This window comes from Nocardia altamirensis NBRC 108246, from assembly GCF_001612685.1.
GTDB classification, from domain to species: Bacteria; Actinomycetota; Actinomycetes; order Mycobacteriales; family Mycobacteriaceae; genus Nocardia; species Nocardia altamirensis.
In genome coordinates, this window is record NZ_BDAY01000021.1 from 123,612 (window position 1) to 140,273 (window position 16,662).

General features: G+C 68.0%; 14 protein-coding genes and 1 tRNA gene. 13 read left to right on the forward strand and 2 right to left on the reverse strand.

Features of this window, described 5'->3' with window-relative positions:
- The first annotated feature begins 153 nt into the window (after positions 1 to 153).
- From NA11_RS44765 to NA11_RS14340, 9 genes are all read left to right on the forward strand, one after another.
- The gene (locus NA11_RS44765) at positions 154 to 1,671 is read left to right on the forward strand and encodes an ABC transporter substrate-binding protein (RefSeq protein ID WP_069162346.1); all 1,518 of its coding nucleotides are present in this window, start codon (positions 154 to 156) and stop codon (positions 1,669 to 1,671) included.
- Complete coding sequence (locus tag NA11_RS44770) at positions 1,656 to 2,654, forward strand: ABC transporter permease (RefSeq protein ID WP_245745871.1); 999 nt, start codon at positions 1,656 to 1,658, stop codon at positions 2,652 to 2,654. The genes NA11_RS44765 and NA11_RS44770 overlap by 16 nt, the downstream gene beginning before the upstream one ends.
- The gene (locus tag NA11_RS14310) at positions 2,651 to 3,520 is read left to right on the forward strand and encodes an ABC transporter permease (protein WP_069162347.1); all 870 of its coding nucleotides are present in this window, start codon (positions 2,651 to 2,653) and stop codon (positions 3,518 to 3,520) included. The genes NA11_RS44770 and NA11_RS14310 overlap by 4 nt, the downstream gene beginning before the upstream one ends.
- Positions 3,517 to 5,136, forward strand: coding sequence for an ABC transporter ATP-binding protein (locus NA11_RS14315; RefSeq protein WP_069162348.1), 1,620 nt, complete (start codon positions 3,517 to 3,519; stop codon positions 5,134 to 5,136). Before NA11_RS14310 ends, NA11_RS14315 begins: the two co-directional genes overlap by 4 nt.
- Positions 5,137 to 5,191: 55 nt before the next feature.
- Positions 5,192 to 5,926: a lytic transglycosylase domain-containing protein gene (locus tag NA11_RS14320; protein WP_245745875.1), complete on the forward strand. Its 735-nt coding sequence runs from the start codon at positions 5,192 to 5,194 to the stop codon at positions 5,924 to 5,926.
- Between the two features lie 112 nt (positions 5,927 to 6,038).
- Positions 6,039 to 7,322, forward strand: a complete 1,284-nt coding sequence (gene eno, locus NA11_RS14325) for a phosphopyruvate hydratase (protein ID WP_069162350.1) — start codon at positions 6,039 to 6,041, stop codon at positions 7,320 to 7,322.
- Positions 7,323 to 7,342: 20 nt separating this feature from the next.
- Positions 7,343 to 8,014 (forward strand): FtsB family cell division protein, encoded by a 672-nt coding sequence (locus NA11_RS14330; protein ID WP_069162351.1) that lies wholly within the window; start codon positions 7,343 to 7,345, stop codon positions 8,012 to 8,014.
- Complete coding sequence (locus NA11_RS14335; RefSeq protein ID WP_069162352.1) at positions 8,011 to 8,538, forward strand: DUF501 domain-containing protein; 528 nt, start codon at positions 8,011 to 8,013, stop codon at positions 8,536 to 8,538. The genes NA11_RS14330 and NA11_RS14335 overlap by 4 nt, the downstream gene beginning before the upstream one ends.
- A gap of 3 nt (positions 8,539 to 8,541) precedes the next feature.
- The gene (locus NA11_RS14340; protein WP_069162353.1) at positions 8,542 to 9,489 is read left to right on the forward strand and encodes a Ppx/GppA phosphatase family protein; all 948 of its coding nucleotides are present in this window, start codon (positions 8,542 to 8,544) and stop codon (positions 9,487 to 9,489) included.
- Between the two features lie 30 nt (positions 9,490 to 9,519).
- Here the strand turns inward: NA11_RS14340 and NA11_RS14345 are convergent, their stop codons facing one another.
- The gene (locus tag NA11_RS14345; protein WP_069162383.1) at positions 9,520 to 9,969 is read right to left on the reverse strand and encodes an SRPBCC family protein; all 450 of its coding nucleotides are present in this window, start codon (positions 9,967 to 9,969) and stop codon (positions 9,520 to 9,522) included.
- Positions 9,970 to 10,219: 250 nt separating this feature from the next.
- On the opposite strand from NA11_RS14345, the gene NA11_RS14350 reads away from it, so the two are divergent.
- The 4 genes from NA11_RS14350 to NA11_RS14365 all read left to right on the forward strand — a co-directional run bounded on the left by NA11_RS14350 (position 10,220) and on the right by NA11_RS14365 (position 14,455).
- Complete coding sequence (locus NA11_RS14350; RefSeq protein ID WP_069162354.1) at positions 10,220 to 11,686, forward strand: peptide MFS transporter; 1,467 nt, start codon at positions 10,220 to 10,222, stop codon at positions 11,684 to 11,686.
- A 57-nt stretch (positions 11,687 to 11,743) separates the two neighbouring features.
- Positions 11,744 to 13,243, forward strand: coding sequence for an amino acid permease (locus NA11_RS14355; RefSeq protein WP_069162355.1), 1,500 nt, complete (start codon positions 11,744 to 11,746; stop codon positions 13,241 to 13,243).
- Between the two features lie 82 nt (positions 13,244 to 13,325).
- Complete coding sequence (locus tag NA11_RS14360) at positions 13,326 to 14,243, forward strand: ribonuclease Z (RefSeq protein WP_069162356.1); 918 nt, start codon at positions 13,326 to 13,328, stop codon at positions 14,241 to 14,243.
- A gap of 138 nt (positions 14,244 to 14,381) precedes the next feature.
- Positions 14,382 to 14,455: transfer RNA gene (locus NA11_RS14365), tRNA-Leu, on the forward strand.
- Between the two features lie 21 nt (positions 14,456 to 14,476).
- Here NA11_RS14365 and NA11_RS14370 read toward each other — a convergent pair.
- On the reverse strand, positions 14,477 to 16,600 hold the full coding sequence (locus NA11_RS14370) for an HAD-IIB family hydrolase (RefSeq protein WP_069162357.1): 2,124 nt from the start codon (positions 16,598 to 16,600) through the stop codon (positions 14,477 to 14,479).
- Positions 16,601 to 16,662: the final 62 nt, after the last annotated feature.

Sequence of the window (16,662 nt, forward strand, 5' to 3'; positions counted from 1 at the left end):
ATCTCACTGCTGGAAAATAGCAGAAACGTATAACTGTATCCAAGTTTGGCGCGGTCGGCCCCGGCGTGCCGCGCAACCCATTAGGCTAGCCTGTCCTGATCGCGGTCCTCCTGCCTCGCGCGCAGGGTGTTCGTCCAGGAAGAAGGCAGCACAATGGGTTTGAGTCGGCGGCAGCTGCTGCAATCGAGCGTCGGTGTCGGAGCGATCCTGCTGATTGCTGGGTGTTCGACGGGGACTGAATCTTCGGGTCCCGCGCGGCGGGGCGGCACGCTACGGGTCGGCGCGCTCGGCACCCCGGCGCGGATCGAACGCGACCCGCACGCCAACCTCAGCAACGACAGCGACTTCCTGCTCGCCTCGCTGGTGTACGACGCCCTCACCGTGCCTGGCCGCGACCCGAATGTCGCGCCGCGCTTGGCGACTCGATGGGAACCGGACCCGGCGCGGCGGCGGTGGACCTTCACCCTCGCCGACGGCGCGACCTTCCACGACGGAACGCCGGTGACCTCCGACGATGTGGTGTGGTCGATGCGCAGGCTGCGCACGGTCGCAGGCGCGTCGAAAATGCCGGTGGCCGCGGAGGACATCAGCGCGGACGGGCCGAACCGGGTGGTGTTCACGGTGCCGGAGCCGAACACTCAGCTGCCGTTGCTGCTGCGGTTGATGACGTTCACCGTCAAGAAGGACACCACGGACTTCACCAAAGCCATTGGCACCGGGCCGTTTCGGCTCGAGTCGTACCAGGGTGGCAACGCACGGCTGGTGCGCAACGAGCGCTGGCACGGTCCGGCGCCGCTGCTCGACGCGATCGAGATCACCATGTTCGACAGCGTGACCGCGCTGGGCAACGCGGTGCTCGGCGGGCAGATCGACCTCGCCTCCAATGTCGGCGCGATCGCGGGACGGACCGCCGAGGGGCGCGGCGACCTGCAGGTGGTGCGCCGGGCCGACGACACCATGCTCGGCGTCGCGATGCGGACCTCGGACGGCCCGTTCGCCGATGTCAAGGTGCGGACCGCCGTCCGGCTCGGTGTCGATCGCAAAGCCCTGGTGAACCAGGTGCATTCGGGCTACGGCACGGTGGCCAACGACATTCTCGGCACTGCGGATCCGCAGTACGACAAGACCATCGCGCAGCGCACCCGCGATATCGAGCGGGCGAAAACGCTACTGCGCGAAGCCAATTTCGATACCGGCCGCAGTTATCCGCTGGTGACCAAGGCCGAGGCGCCAGGCGAGGTCGAATCGGCGAAGGTCATCGCGACGCAGCTGTCCGAGATCGGCATCCGCCTCGACGTGCTCACCCAGGAGTCGAACGCCTTCTACGACCAGACCTGGTTGAAGGCGCCGTTCTACACCGTCTCCTGGGGCACCAACGATTCCACGCTCTTCTTCGCGTCCAAGTTGCTGACCAGCGGATCGAACCGCAACGAAACCGACTTCAAGGACGCCGCATTCGACGCGGCCACCGCGAAGGCATTGGCGGCGCAGAGCGATTCGGAGTACGCCCAAGCCTGTCGCGAAGTGCAGCAGATCGAGCACGAGCGCGGCGGCTACCTGGTGTGGGGGATGGCCGACGGCATCGATATCGCGTCGGCCAAGGTGCACGACCTGCCCACGCTCGGCGGCTTCGCCAGGGTGCAGCTGGAACGAGCGTGGTTGGCGGAGTGATCCCCTTCGCCCGTGCCCTGTTTCGGCGCATCGTCCTCCTGGTCGCCCTGCTGGCGACAGTCTTCGTCGTCGTCGACCTGCTGCCAGGCAGCACGGCACGGGCGGTGCTCGGCCGGGACGCGACCCCGGATCAGATCGCGGCGAAGGAACGCGAGCTCGGCCTGGATCGTCCACTGCCTGAACGCTTCTGGCGCTGGATCAGTGGCGTGCTCACCGGCGATTTCGGCGACACCGCGCGCGGACGCTCGATCAATGAACTGCTCGCCGCCAAATTCCCGCCGACACTGCTGCTCGGCGGCCTCGCACTGACGGTGACCGCGGTCGCGTCGCTGCTGCTCGGTGCTTGGTGGGCGGGGCGCCACACCATCGCGCCATTCACGTTGCCCGCCAGGCTGGTTCCGCGCGGCCTGGTCGCGGTGCGCCGGAGCGTGCTTCGGTCGTTGCAGCCCGCGACGACCATCGCCGCGGCGGTGCCGGAGTTCGTGGTCGCGACGCTGTTGATTCTGGTGTTCGCGCTCGTCCTCGGCTGGTTGCCCGCGGTCACCCTCACCGATCGGTCCGGCTTCCCCGCGAGCCCCGACATGCTGGTGTTGCCGGTGCTGGCGCTGGCCATTCCCCAGGTCGGCTGGAATACCAGGGTGGTGCGCGCCGCACTGGTCGATGCTGCCCAGGCGCCGCATGTGGAAAGTGCTGTGCTGGAAGGCATTGCACCGCGCACGGTGATGCTGCGGCACATCATGCCCTTCGCGTTGCCGACGATCGTGGCGAGCTTCGCGACCACCGTCGGCATGGTGCTCGGCGGATCGCTGGTGGTGGAGACCATCTTCAACTACCCGGGACTCGGTGCGGTCCTCGCGGGTTCGGTGGCCGACCGGGACGTGTCGGTGGTCGCCTCGGTGGTGGCGCTGTCCGGGGCGGTGATCATGGTGATGCTCGCCGTTGCGGACGGTATTCGGGCCTGGTCGTTGCGAGGACACGGATGATGCGCGCCACGGCGAAGCAGCTGCGGTTGCTGACGGTGCTCCCTGCGGTCCTGGTGACCGGGCTCGCGATCCTCGGCCCTGCCCTGGCTCCGCATGCGGCCGAGACCCCCGTCGGCATCCCGTTCGGCGATCCCGACGCCACCGCGTGGCTCGGCACCGACCGGTTGGGCCGCGACGTACTGAGCCAATTGCTGTACGGCGGTTGGGGTCTGCTCGTGCTTGCCGCGGTGATCGCCGTTGCGGTCACCGCGGCGTCCTGCGTGCTCGGCGCCCTTGCCGCGCTGCGTCCCGGGATCGGCACGCTGATCGAACGCGCCACCGACTTCGTCATGCTGCTCCCCGCCGTTCTCGGCATCCTGCTGGTGCTGACCTCATGGCCGGACGCGGGCGCCTACGGCCTGCTCGTCGTCGCCCTGCTCTTCGGTACCCCCTACTGTGCAAGAGTTTTCGCGGCCGCAGCAGCGGGCATCGCCGCCTCTGGCTACGTCGAGGTCGCGCAGGCAAGCGGTGAAACCTTGGCGCACTTGATCTTCCGGGAAGTGATCCCGAATCTGCGCGAGGTGATCCTCGCCCAACTCGGCCTGCGCTTCGTGGCCGCCGTCTACCTGGTCAGCACCGCATCGTTCCTGCAGCTCCCCACCACCCTCGGCGCGAGCAACTGGGCGGTCATGGTCCGCGAGAACGCTTCCGGCATGCTGCTCAACCCCTGGGCTGTCCTGGCCCCGAGCTTGGCCATTGCGATCGTCGCGGTCAGCGTCAACCTCGCGGTCACCGCGTTCGGCCGAGGGCGGACAAGCCGGCGGAAGGTGTCGGTGGACGCTGCCGAGCCCGGGCCGAAACCCCGTGTCGGTGAGGTGGAGTCATGAGTGGCCGGACAATCGATGTGCACGGGCCGTTGCCGAAATCCGACAGCGATACCTCGTCGGCGATCGTGGTGGACGGATTGTTGGTGCGCGGCCCGAATGGGCAGGAGTTGTTCGGGCCGACGAGTTTCCGGACCGATGCGGGCACGATCACGGCGTTGACCGGCGCCTCGGGGTCGGGCAAGACGACGCTGATGCGTGCCTTGCTCGGGCACCTCCCGGAGGGCGCTACCCGCCAGGCCGGTTCGGCGTCGGTGGCAGGCCACGACGTCTTCACGCTCGACCCCGCTGCCCGCCAGCGCTTCCGGCGCACCCAGGTCGCCTTTGTCGGCCAAGACCCCGGTTCGGCGCTCAACCCGCTGATGCGGGTGCACGCCCTGCTTCGCGAGGTCGCCGAGCACGCCTCGCGGGACGCCCTCGTCACCACCCTGGAACTGGTCGGCCTCTCGGCCGAGCAGCTACGCCGACGGCCCGCCGAACTCTCCGGCGGCCAGCAGCGCCGAGTCGCCTTGGCGCGCGCCTTGATCCGCCATACCGGCGTGTTGATCCTCGACGAGCCGCTCGCGGGCCTGCACGGTGCGCTTCGCACCGACATCGCGCGCCTGCTCACCGAGATCGCCGCCGAACGTCGCGCAGCGATCCTCCTGTCCGGTCACGACACCGCCACCGTCCACGCCATCGCGGACAACGTCATCGAGCTCGGCGCGCACCCGGCGGTCGTGTCGAGCAATGCGGCAGAACGGGACTCGGCTCAGAATGCGCCAAAGCACCGCGGCGTGACCACACCGCGGCGACACGCTGCGGCGCTTGACGGTCGAGAGGGCGATCCGTCAAGCGAAGACGCCGCCACGCACGAACCGTCGATGCCATCGGCCGCTGCCGCCTCAGTCATGCTGTGCGCCAAAAACATCAGCGCTGCCATCAACGACTGTGAGGTATTGCACGGGATCGGTCTCGAGCTATCGCCCGGCGAGGCGCTCGCCGTTGTGGGTGCGTCCGGCGCGGGCAAAACAACGCTCGCCAGGGTGATCGCGGGCCTGTGCCGCGCGGCAACCGGCACCCTCGAGCTGCGTGGCGCCTCGATACCGATCACTCGCGGCAGCAGAACTGCCATGGGCAGCAAGGGTATTCAGCTGGTGACCCAGAACCCGCGGTCCGCGCTGAACCCGCGCCGAACCGTCGCGCAAACACTCGGCCGGCCACTGCGCCGGATCGGTGGTGTACCGAGAACGCAACTGGCGCAACGGATCACCGATCTGCTCCGCTCCGTCGAGTTGGCCGAGGACCTCGCGGCCAGATACCCACACGAGCTGTCCGGCGGACAACGCCAGCGCGTCGCACTGGCCCGCGCGCTCGCCGCCGAGCCGGCGGTCCTGATCTGCGACGAGATCACCTCCGCCCTCGACACCGCGACAGCAACCTCGATCATGACCCTCCTCGACCGGCTCCGCGCCGACCGTGCCATGGGCCTCTTGGTGATCACCCACGACATGACGATGGTCGCCGCGCACTGCCCGCGCCTGCTCGTCCTCGACCACGGCCGCATCGTCGAATCCGGCGCGACGGACACGGTGCTCGCTGCCCCGGCACACGCCGCGACCCACGCGCTGCTCCGCTGATTCCGGACTGCCATATCCGCGTGGGAAATCGGACATCCCGCGCGGGATCTGGATGATGGATGGGGTGCTTTCGAAATTGTCCGGCGCCGCGGCCGCCGTCGTGGTGTCCCTCGTGGTGGCCGGTTGCGGGATCGACCGTGCGCTCACCCCGATCCCCGAGGGCATCCCGCCGGGTCCTGGTACCCCGTTGCCGGTGATCGACCTCGACGCGCCTGGCCGCACCGCGGTCCAACTGCGCGGCTGGGCCGAGGAACAGGCGGAACGGATGTCCATTCCGCCGATCGCGTTGGAGGCCTACGGCTACGCGGCGGCAATCCTCGCCAGGTCGCGCCCGGACTGCGGGATCGCATGGACCACCATCGCGGGCATCGCGAGTGTGGAGAGCAAGCACGGCACCTACCGCGGCGCGCGGGTCGGCGAGGACGGCGTCGTCCGCCCGCCGATCATCGGCATCCCGTTGGACGGCACGCCGGGCGTCGCGCTGATCAAGGACACCGATGGCGGTGTGCTCGACGGTGATCCGGAGTTCGACCGCGCGATCGGCCCGCTGCAGTTCATTCCGGAAACCTGGAAGCGCTTGGGCGTCGACGCCAACGGCGACGGCGTTGCCGACCCGCAGAACATCGACGACGCGGCCCTCACCGCCGCCCGCTACCTGTGCGTCAGCGGCGGCGACCTCACCTCGGAGCACGGCTGGCAACGGGCGCTGCTCACCTACAACCAGTCGCACAGTTACCTACTCACCGTGCGCGATCGCGCCGCGGCCTACAGCGTCGGGCGACGCGTGTGACCTCGGACTACGGAGTGCCGGTTACCTGCCCAGGTCGGCGGGCGCTAGGCTCGCAGCGCACGGCAATGCCCATGAGACCTACCGTGCCAGCAGCCGAAGGAGTGTCGTTTTCGTGGCAATCATCGAACAGGTCGGAGCTCGTGAGATCCTGGATTCTCGCGGAAACCCCACTGTCGAGGTCGAGATCGCGCTCGACGACGGCACCCTGACCAGGGCTGCGGTGCCCTCCGGCGCATCGACCGGTGAACACGAGGCCGTTGAACTGCGCGACGGTGGCGAACGCTACGGCGGCAAGGGTGTACAGAAGGCCGTCGAGGGTGTGCTCGACGAGATCGCGCCCGCCGTGATCGGTTTGGACGCGGTCGAACAGCGCACCGTCGATCAGGTGCTGCTCGATCTCGACGGCACCCCGGACAAGTCCCGCCTCGGCGCGAACGCCCTGCTCGGCGTGTCGCTCGCGGTGGCACGCGCCGCCGCCGAGTCCTCGGGCCTCGAGCTGTTCCGCTACCTCGGTGGTCCGAACGCGCACGTGCTTCCGGTGCCGATGATGAACATCCTCAACGGCGGCGCGCACGCCGACACCAGCGTCGATGTCCAGGAGTTCATGGTCGCCCCGATCGGCGCGACCACCTTCAAGGAGTCGCTGCGCTGGGGCGCCGAGGTCTACCACGCGCTGAAGGCCGAGCTGAAGGCCAAGGGCCTGTCCACCGGCCTCGGCGACGAGGGCGGCTTCGCCCCCGATGTGGCAGGCACCCGTGAGGCGCTCGACCTGATCAGCGAGGCGATCGGCAAGACCGGCCTCAAGCTCGGCACCGATGTCGCGCTCGCGCTCGATGTCGCGGCCACCGAGTTCTACAGCTCCACCGGCTACAAGTTCGAGGGCAGCGTGCGCTCGGCCGCCGAGATGGCGCAGTTCTACGCCGACCTGATCGCCGCCTACCCGCTGGTCTCCATCGAGGACCCGCTGTCGGAGGACGACTGGGACGGCTGGGTCGCGCTGACCGATCAGATCGGCGACAAGATCCAGCTGGTCGGCGACGACCTGTTCGTGACCAACCCGGAGCGCCTGGAAGAGGGCATCGCCAAGGGCGCGGCGAACGCGCTGCTGGTCAAGGTCAACCAGATCGGCACGCTCACCGAGACTTTGGACGCGGTCGAGCTGGCGCACCGCAACGGCTACAAGACGATGATGAGCCACCGGTCCGGCGAGACCGAGGACACCACCATCGCCGACCTCGCCGTCGCGGTCGGCAGCGGCCAGATCAAGACCGGTGCGCCTGCGCGCAGCGAGCGGGTCGCCAAGTACAACCAGCTGCTGCGCATCGAGGACGCGCTCGGCGACTCCGCGCGCTACGCCGGGGATGTCGCGTTCCCGCGCTTCGCATTCGAGGGCTGACTAGCTAGAGGGGTTTCGCGATGACGGAGCGACGTGCGCGGGGATCCAGTCCGGCCGGGCGTGGGGACCGGCGCACGTCGCGGGCCGCCCGCTCGCGTCCCAAGGCGGGCTCCGACACGGAGACCGCCGCACGGCCCGCCGCCGCCAAGCGCGCCACGCGCAGGCGGTCGGAGGACAAGAAGGCCGAGCCGCAGCAGGTCGGTAAGCCGAAGGTCGGGTTGCGGACCGAGGACAGGCACGAGCGCACGATCCTCGGGCTGTCCACCGGCAAGGCGGTGATCCTCGCGATCGTGGTGTGCGGTCTCGCGCTCACCCTTGCCGTGCCGATGCGCACGTATTTCACGCAGCGGGCCGAGGCTGCGCAGCTGGCGCAACAGCGGCTCGATCTGGAGGCCGATCTGGCTCGGCTGCGGGATCGTCGTGCGCAGCAACAGGATCCGGCCTACATCCGGTCCGAGGCGCGCGATCGGCTTCGGCTGGTGCAGCCCGGCGAAACCCCCTACATCGTGCAGGTGCCCGGCATCGAAGCGCCTGCCGCACCGACTGCCGCGACCAAGTCTCGGGAGCCAGACCCCTGGTACACCCAGCTGTGGCACAGCATCTCCGAACCCCAACCCGCTGCCGGTACCGCCCCCGCACCGCAGGGGCCGCTACCCGCAGCGCCGCAGCCAGGCCCGGAAGGACCACGGTGACACCGAACGACCAGGATCTCGCGATCATCGCCAAGCAGTTGGGCCGCGAACCCCGCGGCGTGCTCGCCGTCGCGTATCGCAGCCCGGATGGGATCCCGGCCGTCGTCAAAACCGCGCCACGACTGCCGGATGGCACGCCGTTCCCCACGCTGTATTACCTGACCGACCCGCGGCTCACCGCCGAGGCGAGCAGGCAGGAGTCGGCGGGGGTGATGCGCGAGATGACCGAACGGCTCGGCAGTGACCCGGAATTGGCGGCCGCCTACCGCGCCGCGCACGAGAGCTATCTGGCCGAGCGTAACGAGATCGAGTCGCTCGGCACCGATTTCACCGGCGGCGGGATGCCGGAGCGGGTGAAATGCCTGCATGTGCTCATTGCGCACGCACTGGCCAAGGGGCCAGGCGTGAATCCGTTCGGCGATGAGGCGGTGGCGCTTGCCGCCGACAATGGCTTGCGCGGCACCGCGATTCCGGCCGACTGGCCGAAGTACGAGCGGACCGGCGATCGAGGAGATGGAGCTTAGGCAATGAGTGATCGGGTAGCGGCGGTCGACTGCGGGACGAACTCCATCCGACTATTGATCGCCGACGTCGGCGCGGACGGCAGGCTCGTCGACGTGCATCGGGAGATGCGGATCGTCCGCCTCGGTCAGGGGGTGGACGCGACCGGTTCGCTTGCGCAGGAAGCGATCGAACGCACCAGGGTGGCGTTGGCCGACTATGTCGCGTTGATGCAGAAGACCGGTGTCGTCCGGGTACGGATGACCGCCACCTCCGCCACCCGCGACGCGTCCAATCGAGAAGACTTCTTCGCCATGGCGCGCGCCGAACTCGGCACCGTGGTGCCCGGCGCCGAGGCCGAGGTGATCAGCGGTGACGAGGAGGCGCGGCTGTCCTTCGCCGGCGCGATCGGCGAACTCGCCAGCGCCGAAGGACCTTTCGTCGTCGTCGATCTCGGCGGCGGCTCGACCGAGCTGGTCTTCGGCGACAGCGACGGCGTGCAGGCGGCGTTCTCCGCCGACATCGGCTGCGTCCGGATCACCGAGCGCTGCCTGCCCGGTGACCCGCCGGATGCCGAACAGGTCGGCGCGGCACGGGAATTCGCCGCCGAACGACTGGCCGCCGCATTCGCCGCGGTGCCCGTGGACGGCGCGCACACCTGGGTCGGCGTGGCAGGAACCATGACCACGCTGGCTGCGGTCGCACTCGATCTGCCCGAATATGACTCGGACAAAGTCCATCTCACCCGTCTGAGCCTGGATCAGCTTCGGGCCGTGTGTGATCGGCTGATCGCCATGTCGCACGACGAGCGGGCCGCGCTCGGCCCCATGCATCCGGGCCGGGTCGATGTGATCGGCGGCGGCGCCGTCATCGCCGAGGTGCTCGCCGACGAATTGGCCCGCCGCGCCGGGATTTCCGAGCTCGTGGTGTCCGAGCACGACATTCTCGACGGTATCGCGCTGTCGATCGCCTGACGGTGTCGATCGCCTGACGCGGTGCTCGGCCTACTTGCTGTCCCGCGACCTGCCGATCACCAAATCGGCCAGCCTGGACAGTGATTCCTTGTTGCGCGGCACCAGCACCAGCTCCTGCACCTGGTCCGGCAGCAGGGTGGCCAGGCCGCTGATCGCCCGCTCCGACATCCGGATCTTGGTGCGCTGCGGCGCGAGTTCGACCAGCTCCAAACGGATCCAGGCCGAGCCGACCGGCCACAGCTTGGCTTCCAGCTCGAGCATCCGGGGTGGGTCGACGTCGTGCACCTTCGTGATGTCGGACATGGTCAGCGGCCAGGTGCCGACGCTGTGATGAATGCGGGTGCCGACCGCGGGCCAGCCGGGATCGACGTCGCGGATATGTGAGGCGCCGACCACCCAGGTCGCGTACATCCAGCCGTCGGCGAGGACCGCGAACGTCTGCTCCGCCGAGGCGTCCACCGTGATTTCGACAGGATCCATCGCTGCATCGCTTTCGTCGTCCGTGTCGCCGACTGTAATCGTGCAGATCCGCGACGGCCGCCCGATGTCGGATGCCCGCCAGCGGTCCAGGGAAACCCGCGCGCCTCGCCGTGGCACCGACGGCCGATTCCCGCGTGCGACTAATTGCCGTTCGACATTACACAACGACGAAGGTGGACTTAAGTCGACGATCATTCGGATTTCAGGTGTAGATGCCAAAAAATCTGCGTCGGCATGGCATGGTCTGAGAATGTCGGAAACTACGACGACTGAGTCATCGGTCACAGGACGAACCGTCTTCGGCCACCCGATCGGGCTGGTCAACCTCTTCGGAGTCGAGCTCTGGGAGCGGTTCTCGTACTACGGGATGGTCTCCATCCTGGGCTTTTACCTCTACTACTCGGCCACCGACGGTGGGCTCGGGCTCGCGAAGAGCACCGGCGTCGGCATCGTCGGCGCATACGGCGGGCTGGTCTACCTGTCCACCGTCCTCGGCGCCTGGATCGCCGACCGGCTGCTCGGCATGGAACGGACGGTCTTCTACGGCGGCACGGTCGTCGTGGCAGGCCATATCGCGCTCGCGATAGTGCCAGGCTTCGGCGGCGTCGCCATCGGCCTGGTGCTCGTCGCCCTGGGCAGCGGTGCGTTGAAGGCCAACGCCTCCTCGCTGCTCGGCACGCTGTACCCGAAGGGCGACGCGCGCGCCGACGGCGGGTTCACGCTGTTCTACCTCGGCATCAACCTCGGCGCGTTCATCGGGCCGCTGCTCACCGGTCTGCTGAAGGACCACGTCGGCTTCCACTACGGGTTCGGCGCGGCGGCCATCGGCATGGCCATCGGTCTCACGCAGTACGTGGTCTTCCGCCGCAACCTCGGCACGCACGGCCGTGAGGTGCCGAACCCGCTGTCGCGCGATGAGTTCGGGAAGGTGGCCGCGGTGGTCGCCGTCGCCGTCGTCGCGGTCGCCGTGGTGTGGACGACCGGGCTGGTGACGTTGGAGAACCTGCCGGACGTGACCACCGGCGCCATCACCGCAGGGGTGATCATCTACCTCTGGGTGCTGCTCCGCAGCCCCAAGGTGACGCCGATCGAGCGAAGCCGGGTGCGCGCCGCCATCCCGTTGCTCGTCGCCAACGCGGTGTTCTGGTCGCTGTACCAGCAGATCTTCACGGTGCTCACGGTCTATTCCGACGAACGGATCGACTGGAACATCTTCGGCTGGAACGCACCATCGAGCTGGGTCAGCTCGATCGCCGCGGTCTGGGTCATCGGGCTGTCGCCGATCTTCGCCATCCTGTGGACGAAACTCGGTTCGCGGGCCCCGAGTACCCCGCACAAGTTCGCGCTCGGCGTGATCGGCGTCGGCGTCTCGTTCCTGCTGTTCATGCCGCTGTCCACGTTCAGTGGGCGGACGGTTCCCGTGCTGCTCGTCTTCGTCGTCCTCGGCGGGTTCGTGATCTCGGAGCTGCTGCTCTCGCCGATCGGACTTGCGGTCACCACCCAGCTCGCACCGGAAGCTTTCCGGGCACAGATGATGGCGCTGTACTTTTTCTCGCTTGGCATCGGCACGTCGATGTCGGGTACCTTGGCCCGGTTCTATGACGCGGACCACGAAATCGCGTACTTCGGCATCACCGGAGCCGTCGCGGTCTGTGCGGGACTGGCCGTGGCCGCACTTTCGCCGTGGGTCAGCAAGCACATGGAAGGCGTGCATTAGCCTGCGTGCCGGGCACGTAGGACAGTTCGACAGTATTACCTGAGGTGAGGAGAACGTGTGGCGATCCGCAAGCCGGACGGCGCGACAGGGCAGGCGGCTGCTCGATGGGGCGGTCTGTTCCGCACCAAATCCGTCGAACAGTCGATCAAGGACACCGACGAACCGGATTCGAAGCTCCGCAAGGACCTGACCGCCTGGGACCTCACCGTCTTCGGCGTCGCGGTGGTGATCGGTGCTGGCATCTTCACCCTCACCGCGCGCACCGCGGGCAACGTCGCGGGGCCATCGGTGTCGCTCGCGTTCGTCTTCGCCGCGATCGCCTGCGGGCTGACCGCGCTGTGCTACGCCGAATTCGCGTCGACGGTTCCGGTGGCAGGCAGCGCGTACACGTTCTCCTACGCCACCTTCGGTGAGCTCGTCGCCTGGATCATCGGCTGGGACCTGATCCTGGAGTTCGCGCTCGCCACCTCGGTGGTCGCCAAGGGCTGGTCCCAGTACCTCGGTGAGGTGATGGGCACGACGCCGGTGGTGCACCTCGGTTCGGTGAGCTTCGACTGGGGCGCGGTGCTGCTCATCGCGATCCTCGGCGTGCTGCTGGCCACCGGCACCAAAGTGTCCTCGCGGGTCTCGGCGGTCGCGGTGGCGATCAAGTTGAGCGTGATCGCGCTGGTGCTGATCGTCGGCGTCACCTACTTCAAGTCGGAGAACCTCACGCCCTACATTCCGCCGTCGCAGCCCGGCGCCGAGGGCGAAGGGCTGCGGCAGTCGCTGTTCTCGTTCCTGACCGGTGCGGGCCACAGCAGCTTCGGCTGGTACGGCCTGCTCGCCGCGGCCAGCCTGGTGTTCTTCGCGTTCATCGGTTTCGACGTCGTCGCGACCACCGCGGAGGAGACCAAGAACCCGCAGAAGGCGGTGCCGCGCGGCATCCTCGGCTCGCTGCTGATCGTGACGATCCTGTACGTCGCGGTGTCGCTCGTGCTCACCGGCATGGTGCCCTACACCGAGCTGTCCGGTGGGAACGCCACCCTGGCAACGGCCTTCGCCATCCACGGCGACACCTGGGTGAAGAACATCATCTCCATCGGCGCGCTCGCCGGGCTCACCACCGTCGTCATGGTGATGTTCCTGGGCCAGACCAGGGTGCTGTTCGCGATGGCGCGCGACGGGCTGATGCCGAGGAAGCTGGCGCACACCGGCAAGCACGGAACGCCGGTGCGCATCACCATCATCGTCGGCATCGTCTGCGCGTTGCTCGCCGGATTCGTCGACTTCGGCACGCTCGAGGAAATGGTCAACATCGGCACGCTGTTCGCGTTCGTGCTCGTCTCGATCGGCGTGCTCATCCTGCGCCGCACGCGTCCTGAACTGCCGCGTGGCTTCCGTGTTCCGCTGGTGCCGGTGATTCCGGTGCTCGCGGTGCTCGCCTGCCTGTGGTTGATGCTGAACCTGTCCGTGGAGACCTGGCTGCGGTTCCTGGTCTGGATGGCGCTCGGTTTCGTCATCTACTTCGCCTACAGCCGCAGGCATTCGGTGCTGCGCAACACGCCCGTGGAATAGCTCGTGCGACGACGCCCCCGACGCATGCGATTGCCTGCGGCGGGGGCGTCGTGCGTCCGGCGGCGCGCGGTAGCGTGACACGGTGTCGCAGCGGGAACTCGTCGTCCTCGGTACTGCCAGCCAGGTACCGACCAAGCAGCGCAATCACAACGGGTATCTGCTGCGCTGGGACGCCGAAGGCGTGCTGTTCGATCCGGGGGAGGGAACGCAGCGGCAGATGACCTACGCCGGGGTGTCGGCCACCGACATCACGCGCATCGCGATCACGCACTTCCACGGCGACCACAGCCTCGGGCTCGCCGGCGTGGCGCAGCGGATCAGCCTCGACAAGGTGCCGCACCCGATCGACGTGTGGTTCCCCGCCTCCGGAGCACAGTTCTACGACCGGCTTGTCAACGCCACCTCCTACTTTCACCAGGCCGAACTCCGTCCGCGCCCGATCGAGGAACCCGGTGTCCTCGAGGTCCCCGACGCGCCGTTCGCCGTGTCGGCCGTCCGTCTCTCGCATCTCATCGACACCTACGGCTATCGGCTCACCGAACCGTCCGGTCGCCGCATCCTCCCGGATCGCCTGCGTGCCTTCGGGCTGAGCGGTCCGATCGTCAGCGAGCTGCAACGGCTCGGCAGCGTCGAAATATCCGGCCACACAGTCACACTCGACGAAGTCAGCGAGCACCGGCCCGGCCAGAGCTTCGCCTTCGTCATGGACACTCGCCTCTGCGACGGCGTCTACGAGTTAGCCGCGAACGCCGACATGCTCGTCATCGAGGCCACCTTCCTTGACTCAGACGCTGACCTCGCCACCGAGTACGGCCACCTCACCGCAGGCCAAGCCGCCCGCGTCGCTGCCGAGGCAGGGGCGAGAACCCTTGTGCTCACCCACTTCTCCCAGCGCTACCGCGACCTGTCCGCGCACCGAGCCGAAGCCGAGAAACACTTCTCCGGCGAGATCCATATCGCCGCCGACCTCGACCGAATCCCGCTGCCGCCCAGGCGATAACCCCCGCTCACCGCACGTTCCGGCCGCCGCCACTTGGTCATATGCCCGATTCATCCGGACTTCGATCCGACACAGTGCACAGGTTGAAAGGTCAGAATTCCGGTACACCCGTACGAGTCGGTACGCTGTCCCAGGCGCGCCCCCATAGCCCAATTGGCAGAGGCAGTGGACTTAAAATCCATTCAGTGTCGGTTCGAGTCCGACTGGGGGCACGAAATCGCTCTGGCCCTGGCTCAGCTCGGGGTGGGCAGCGCTTCGAGCGGGGCGCTCGAGCGGCCCGGTCGGTCGACACTCCGCAGCGCCCGGCCTTGCCGGATGGCGGTGAGGATCTCGGCAGCCCACTGTGCCGGATTGTGGTGTCCGAGAAGATCGCTGAGTCGAGCCAATCGTTTCCGGCGTTCCACGGCGGGTAGCGTCAGTGCTCGATGCAGGGTGTCGACCAGGTCGGCGGGTGAGTTCGGTTCGGTGAGCAGGGCTCCCGCCGCCAATTGCGCGGCGGCTCCGGTGTGCCGCGAAAGCACGAGCACGCCGGAACCGCCCGTCGCGGCCTGGGCGGCGATGAATTCCTTCGAGGTCAGGTTCATGCCGTCCTGCAGTGACGTCACCCAGAACACATCCGCGGCGAGGTAGTGGTCGATCACTTCGGGGAAACTCAGGAATCGCGGGAAGTATTCGATGGGTTGCCACGCGCCGACGGCCCAGATGCGATTGACCTCGTCGATGCGTCGCTCGAGCATCTCTCTGGTCGCGTCGTAGGCGGTGATGCCCGGCTCGGGTGGCGGGCAGACCAGCCGGAATCGGAGCGCACCGCGCAGCTCGGGATGACGGAGGAGCAGCTCGGCGATGGCGTCGACTTTTTGCACCGGTGCCTTGATGTAGTCCAGGCGTTCGACCGAAAGCACAACGGGCCCACCGGTTTTTCGGCGACGGCGCGGTCTCGTACCTGCCAGCTTCTCGATGGCCGCGCGGTCGATACCCAGTGGATGGACCCCCACCTGCGGTGGTTCGGCCAGGTCGGCGAGTGACCCGAGGAAGCGCTCGGCGAAGACGCCGGTGTGGAAGCCCGCCCAGTCCAGGCAACCGAGTGCGGCGCGGATCTCGGCGGCGGGCGGCAGTGCCGCGAAGACCTCCGGCTCCGGGAACGGTGTGTGGTGGAACAGGCCGATCCGCAGGTCGGGGCGTGTCTCGCGGAGTCGGGCCGGTACGAGCCACAGGTTGTAGTCGTGCAGCCAGACAGTCGCGCTCGGTGCGGCCCGGACGCTGATGTGGTCGGCGAAGCGCATGTTGACCGCGCGATACTCGGCCCAGGCGGTGGGGTCGAAGCGCAGCCGATGCGGTTGGGACATCAGGACCGGCCACAGTGCTTCTTTGCAGGCCCTGTGAAAGTAGCCGCTCCACTCGGCCGAGGTCAGCGGTAGGAAGGCGAGTGGAAGGCCGGTGTCGTGCTCGTCGAGGTGCGCGACGGATTCGTCGGGCTCGATGACCACGCCCGCCGCCCACACGGCCCGCAGGTCCTCGGTGAACAGGGTGTTGAGGGTAGGCAGGATGCCGTTGGGACTCGCCGGTGTCCGCCAGCCCTCCGCAGTCCAGGTGACCGGTGCGCGGTGATATCCGACCACCAGGGGGTAGTCGGCCGCGACCCAGCCGAGCTCGTGCAGTGTCGCGAGGATGCCCGCGGCACCGGCCTGGTCCGGTCGATGCGCGGCGTCCGCCACGGGCACCGTTGCCGCCAGGGCGGGTTCCGCGTTGCCGACGATCACGCCGTGTGCGCCGCGGCCGAACATCGAACGGTCATTGCCGGAGTCGCCCGCGACCAGAATCGAATCCATCGGCCAGTGCTGGTCTTCGGCGAGCGCGACGAGTGCGTTTCCCTTGTTCGCGTGGCGGGGCAGCACGTCGAAGTAGGTGTTCGCCGAGTACTGCCATGAGCAGCCCAGTGCGCCGACGGCGTCGACCAGTTCTCGCGTCAGCGCCGCGGGTGGCAGGTGGAACGAGCAGCGGCCGTGCTGGGAAACTTCCTGATAGCGCAGTGCCGGAAACCGATTCAAGGCAACGCGGACTCGGTCGGCGCCGGGCCAGCCCGCGCGTAATCCCGCCTCCAGCTCGGTGACGGGGGTCAGGTCTTCGCCGTCGATGATGCTGGCGCCGACATCGGCGATGATCCAACGCGGGTGCGGCACAAGAGGATCGCGCAGCACTTCACGGATCGACTCGATTCCGCGACCGGTCGCGAAAACTACCGTCACCTCAGGATGCCGGGTCAGCGTGTTCCGCAGCCGGAGCCGATCGGCGGCGCTGCCGCCGAGCAGGGTGCCGTCCAGGTCGGTGACCAAGACCTTGCCACGACCGCTCGCCATGGTGCCGCAACGTCGATTGCCGGGTGAACTGGCTTCCGGCTCAACTATTTTGGAACCCTCGC

Excerpts from the sequence above, each read along its gene's own strand:
- NA11_RS44765 (WP_069162346.1), top strand. The coding sequence starts at position 154 with ATGGGTTTGAGTCGGCGGCAGCTGCTGCAATCGAGCGTCGGTGTCGGA.
- NA11_RS14310 (WP_069162347.1), top strand. The coding sequence starts at position 2,651 with ATGATGCGCGCCACGGCGAAGCAGCTGCGGTTGCTGACGGTGCTCCCT.
- NA11_RS14315 (WP_069162348.1), top strand. The coding sequence starts at position 3,517 with ATGAGTGGCCGGACAATCGATGTGCACGGGCCGTTGCCGAAATCCGAC.
- NA11_RS14320 (WP_245745875.1), top strand. The coding sequence starts at position 5,192 with ATGGATGGGGTGCTTTCGAAATTGTCCGGCGCCGCGGCCGCCGTCGTG.
- NA11_RS14330 (WP_069162351.1), top strand. The coding sequence starts at position 7,343 with ATGACGGAGCGACGTGCGCGGGGATCCAGTCCGGCCGGGCGTGGGGAC.
- NA11_RS14340 (WP_069162353.1), top strand. The coding sequence starts at position 8,542 with ATGAGTGATCGGGTAGCGGCGGTCGACTGCGGGACGAACTCCATCCGA.
- NA11_RS14345 (WP_069162383.1), bottom strand. The coding sequence starts at position 9,969 with ATGGATCCTGTCGAAATCACGGTGGACGCCTCGGCGGAGCAGACGTTC.
- NA11_RS14350 (WP_069162354.1), top strand. The coding sequence starts at position 10,220 with ATGTCGGAAACTACGACGACTGAGTCATCGGTCACAGGACGAACCGTC.
- NA11_RS14370 (WP_069162357.1), bottom strand. The coding sequence starts at position 16,600 with ATGGCGAGCGGTCGTGGCAAGGTCTTGGTCACCGACCTGGACGGCACC.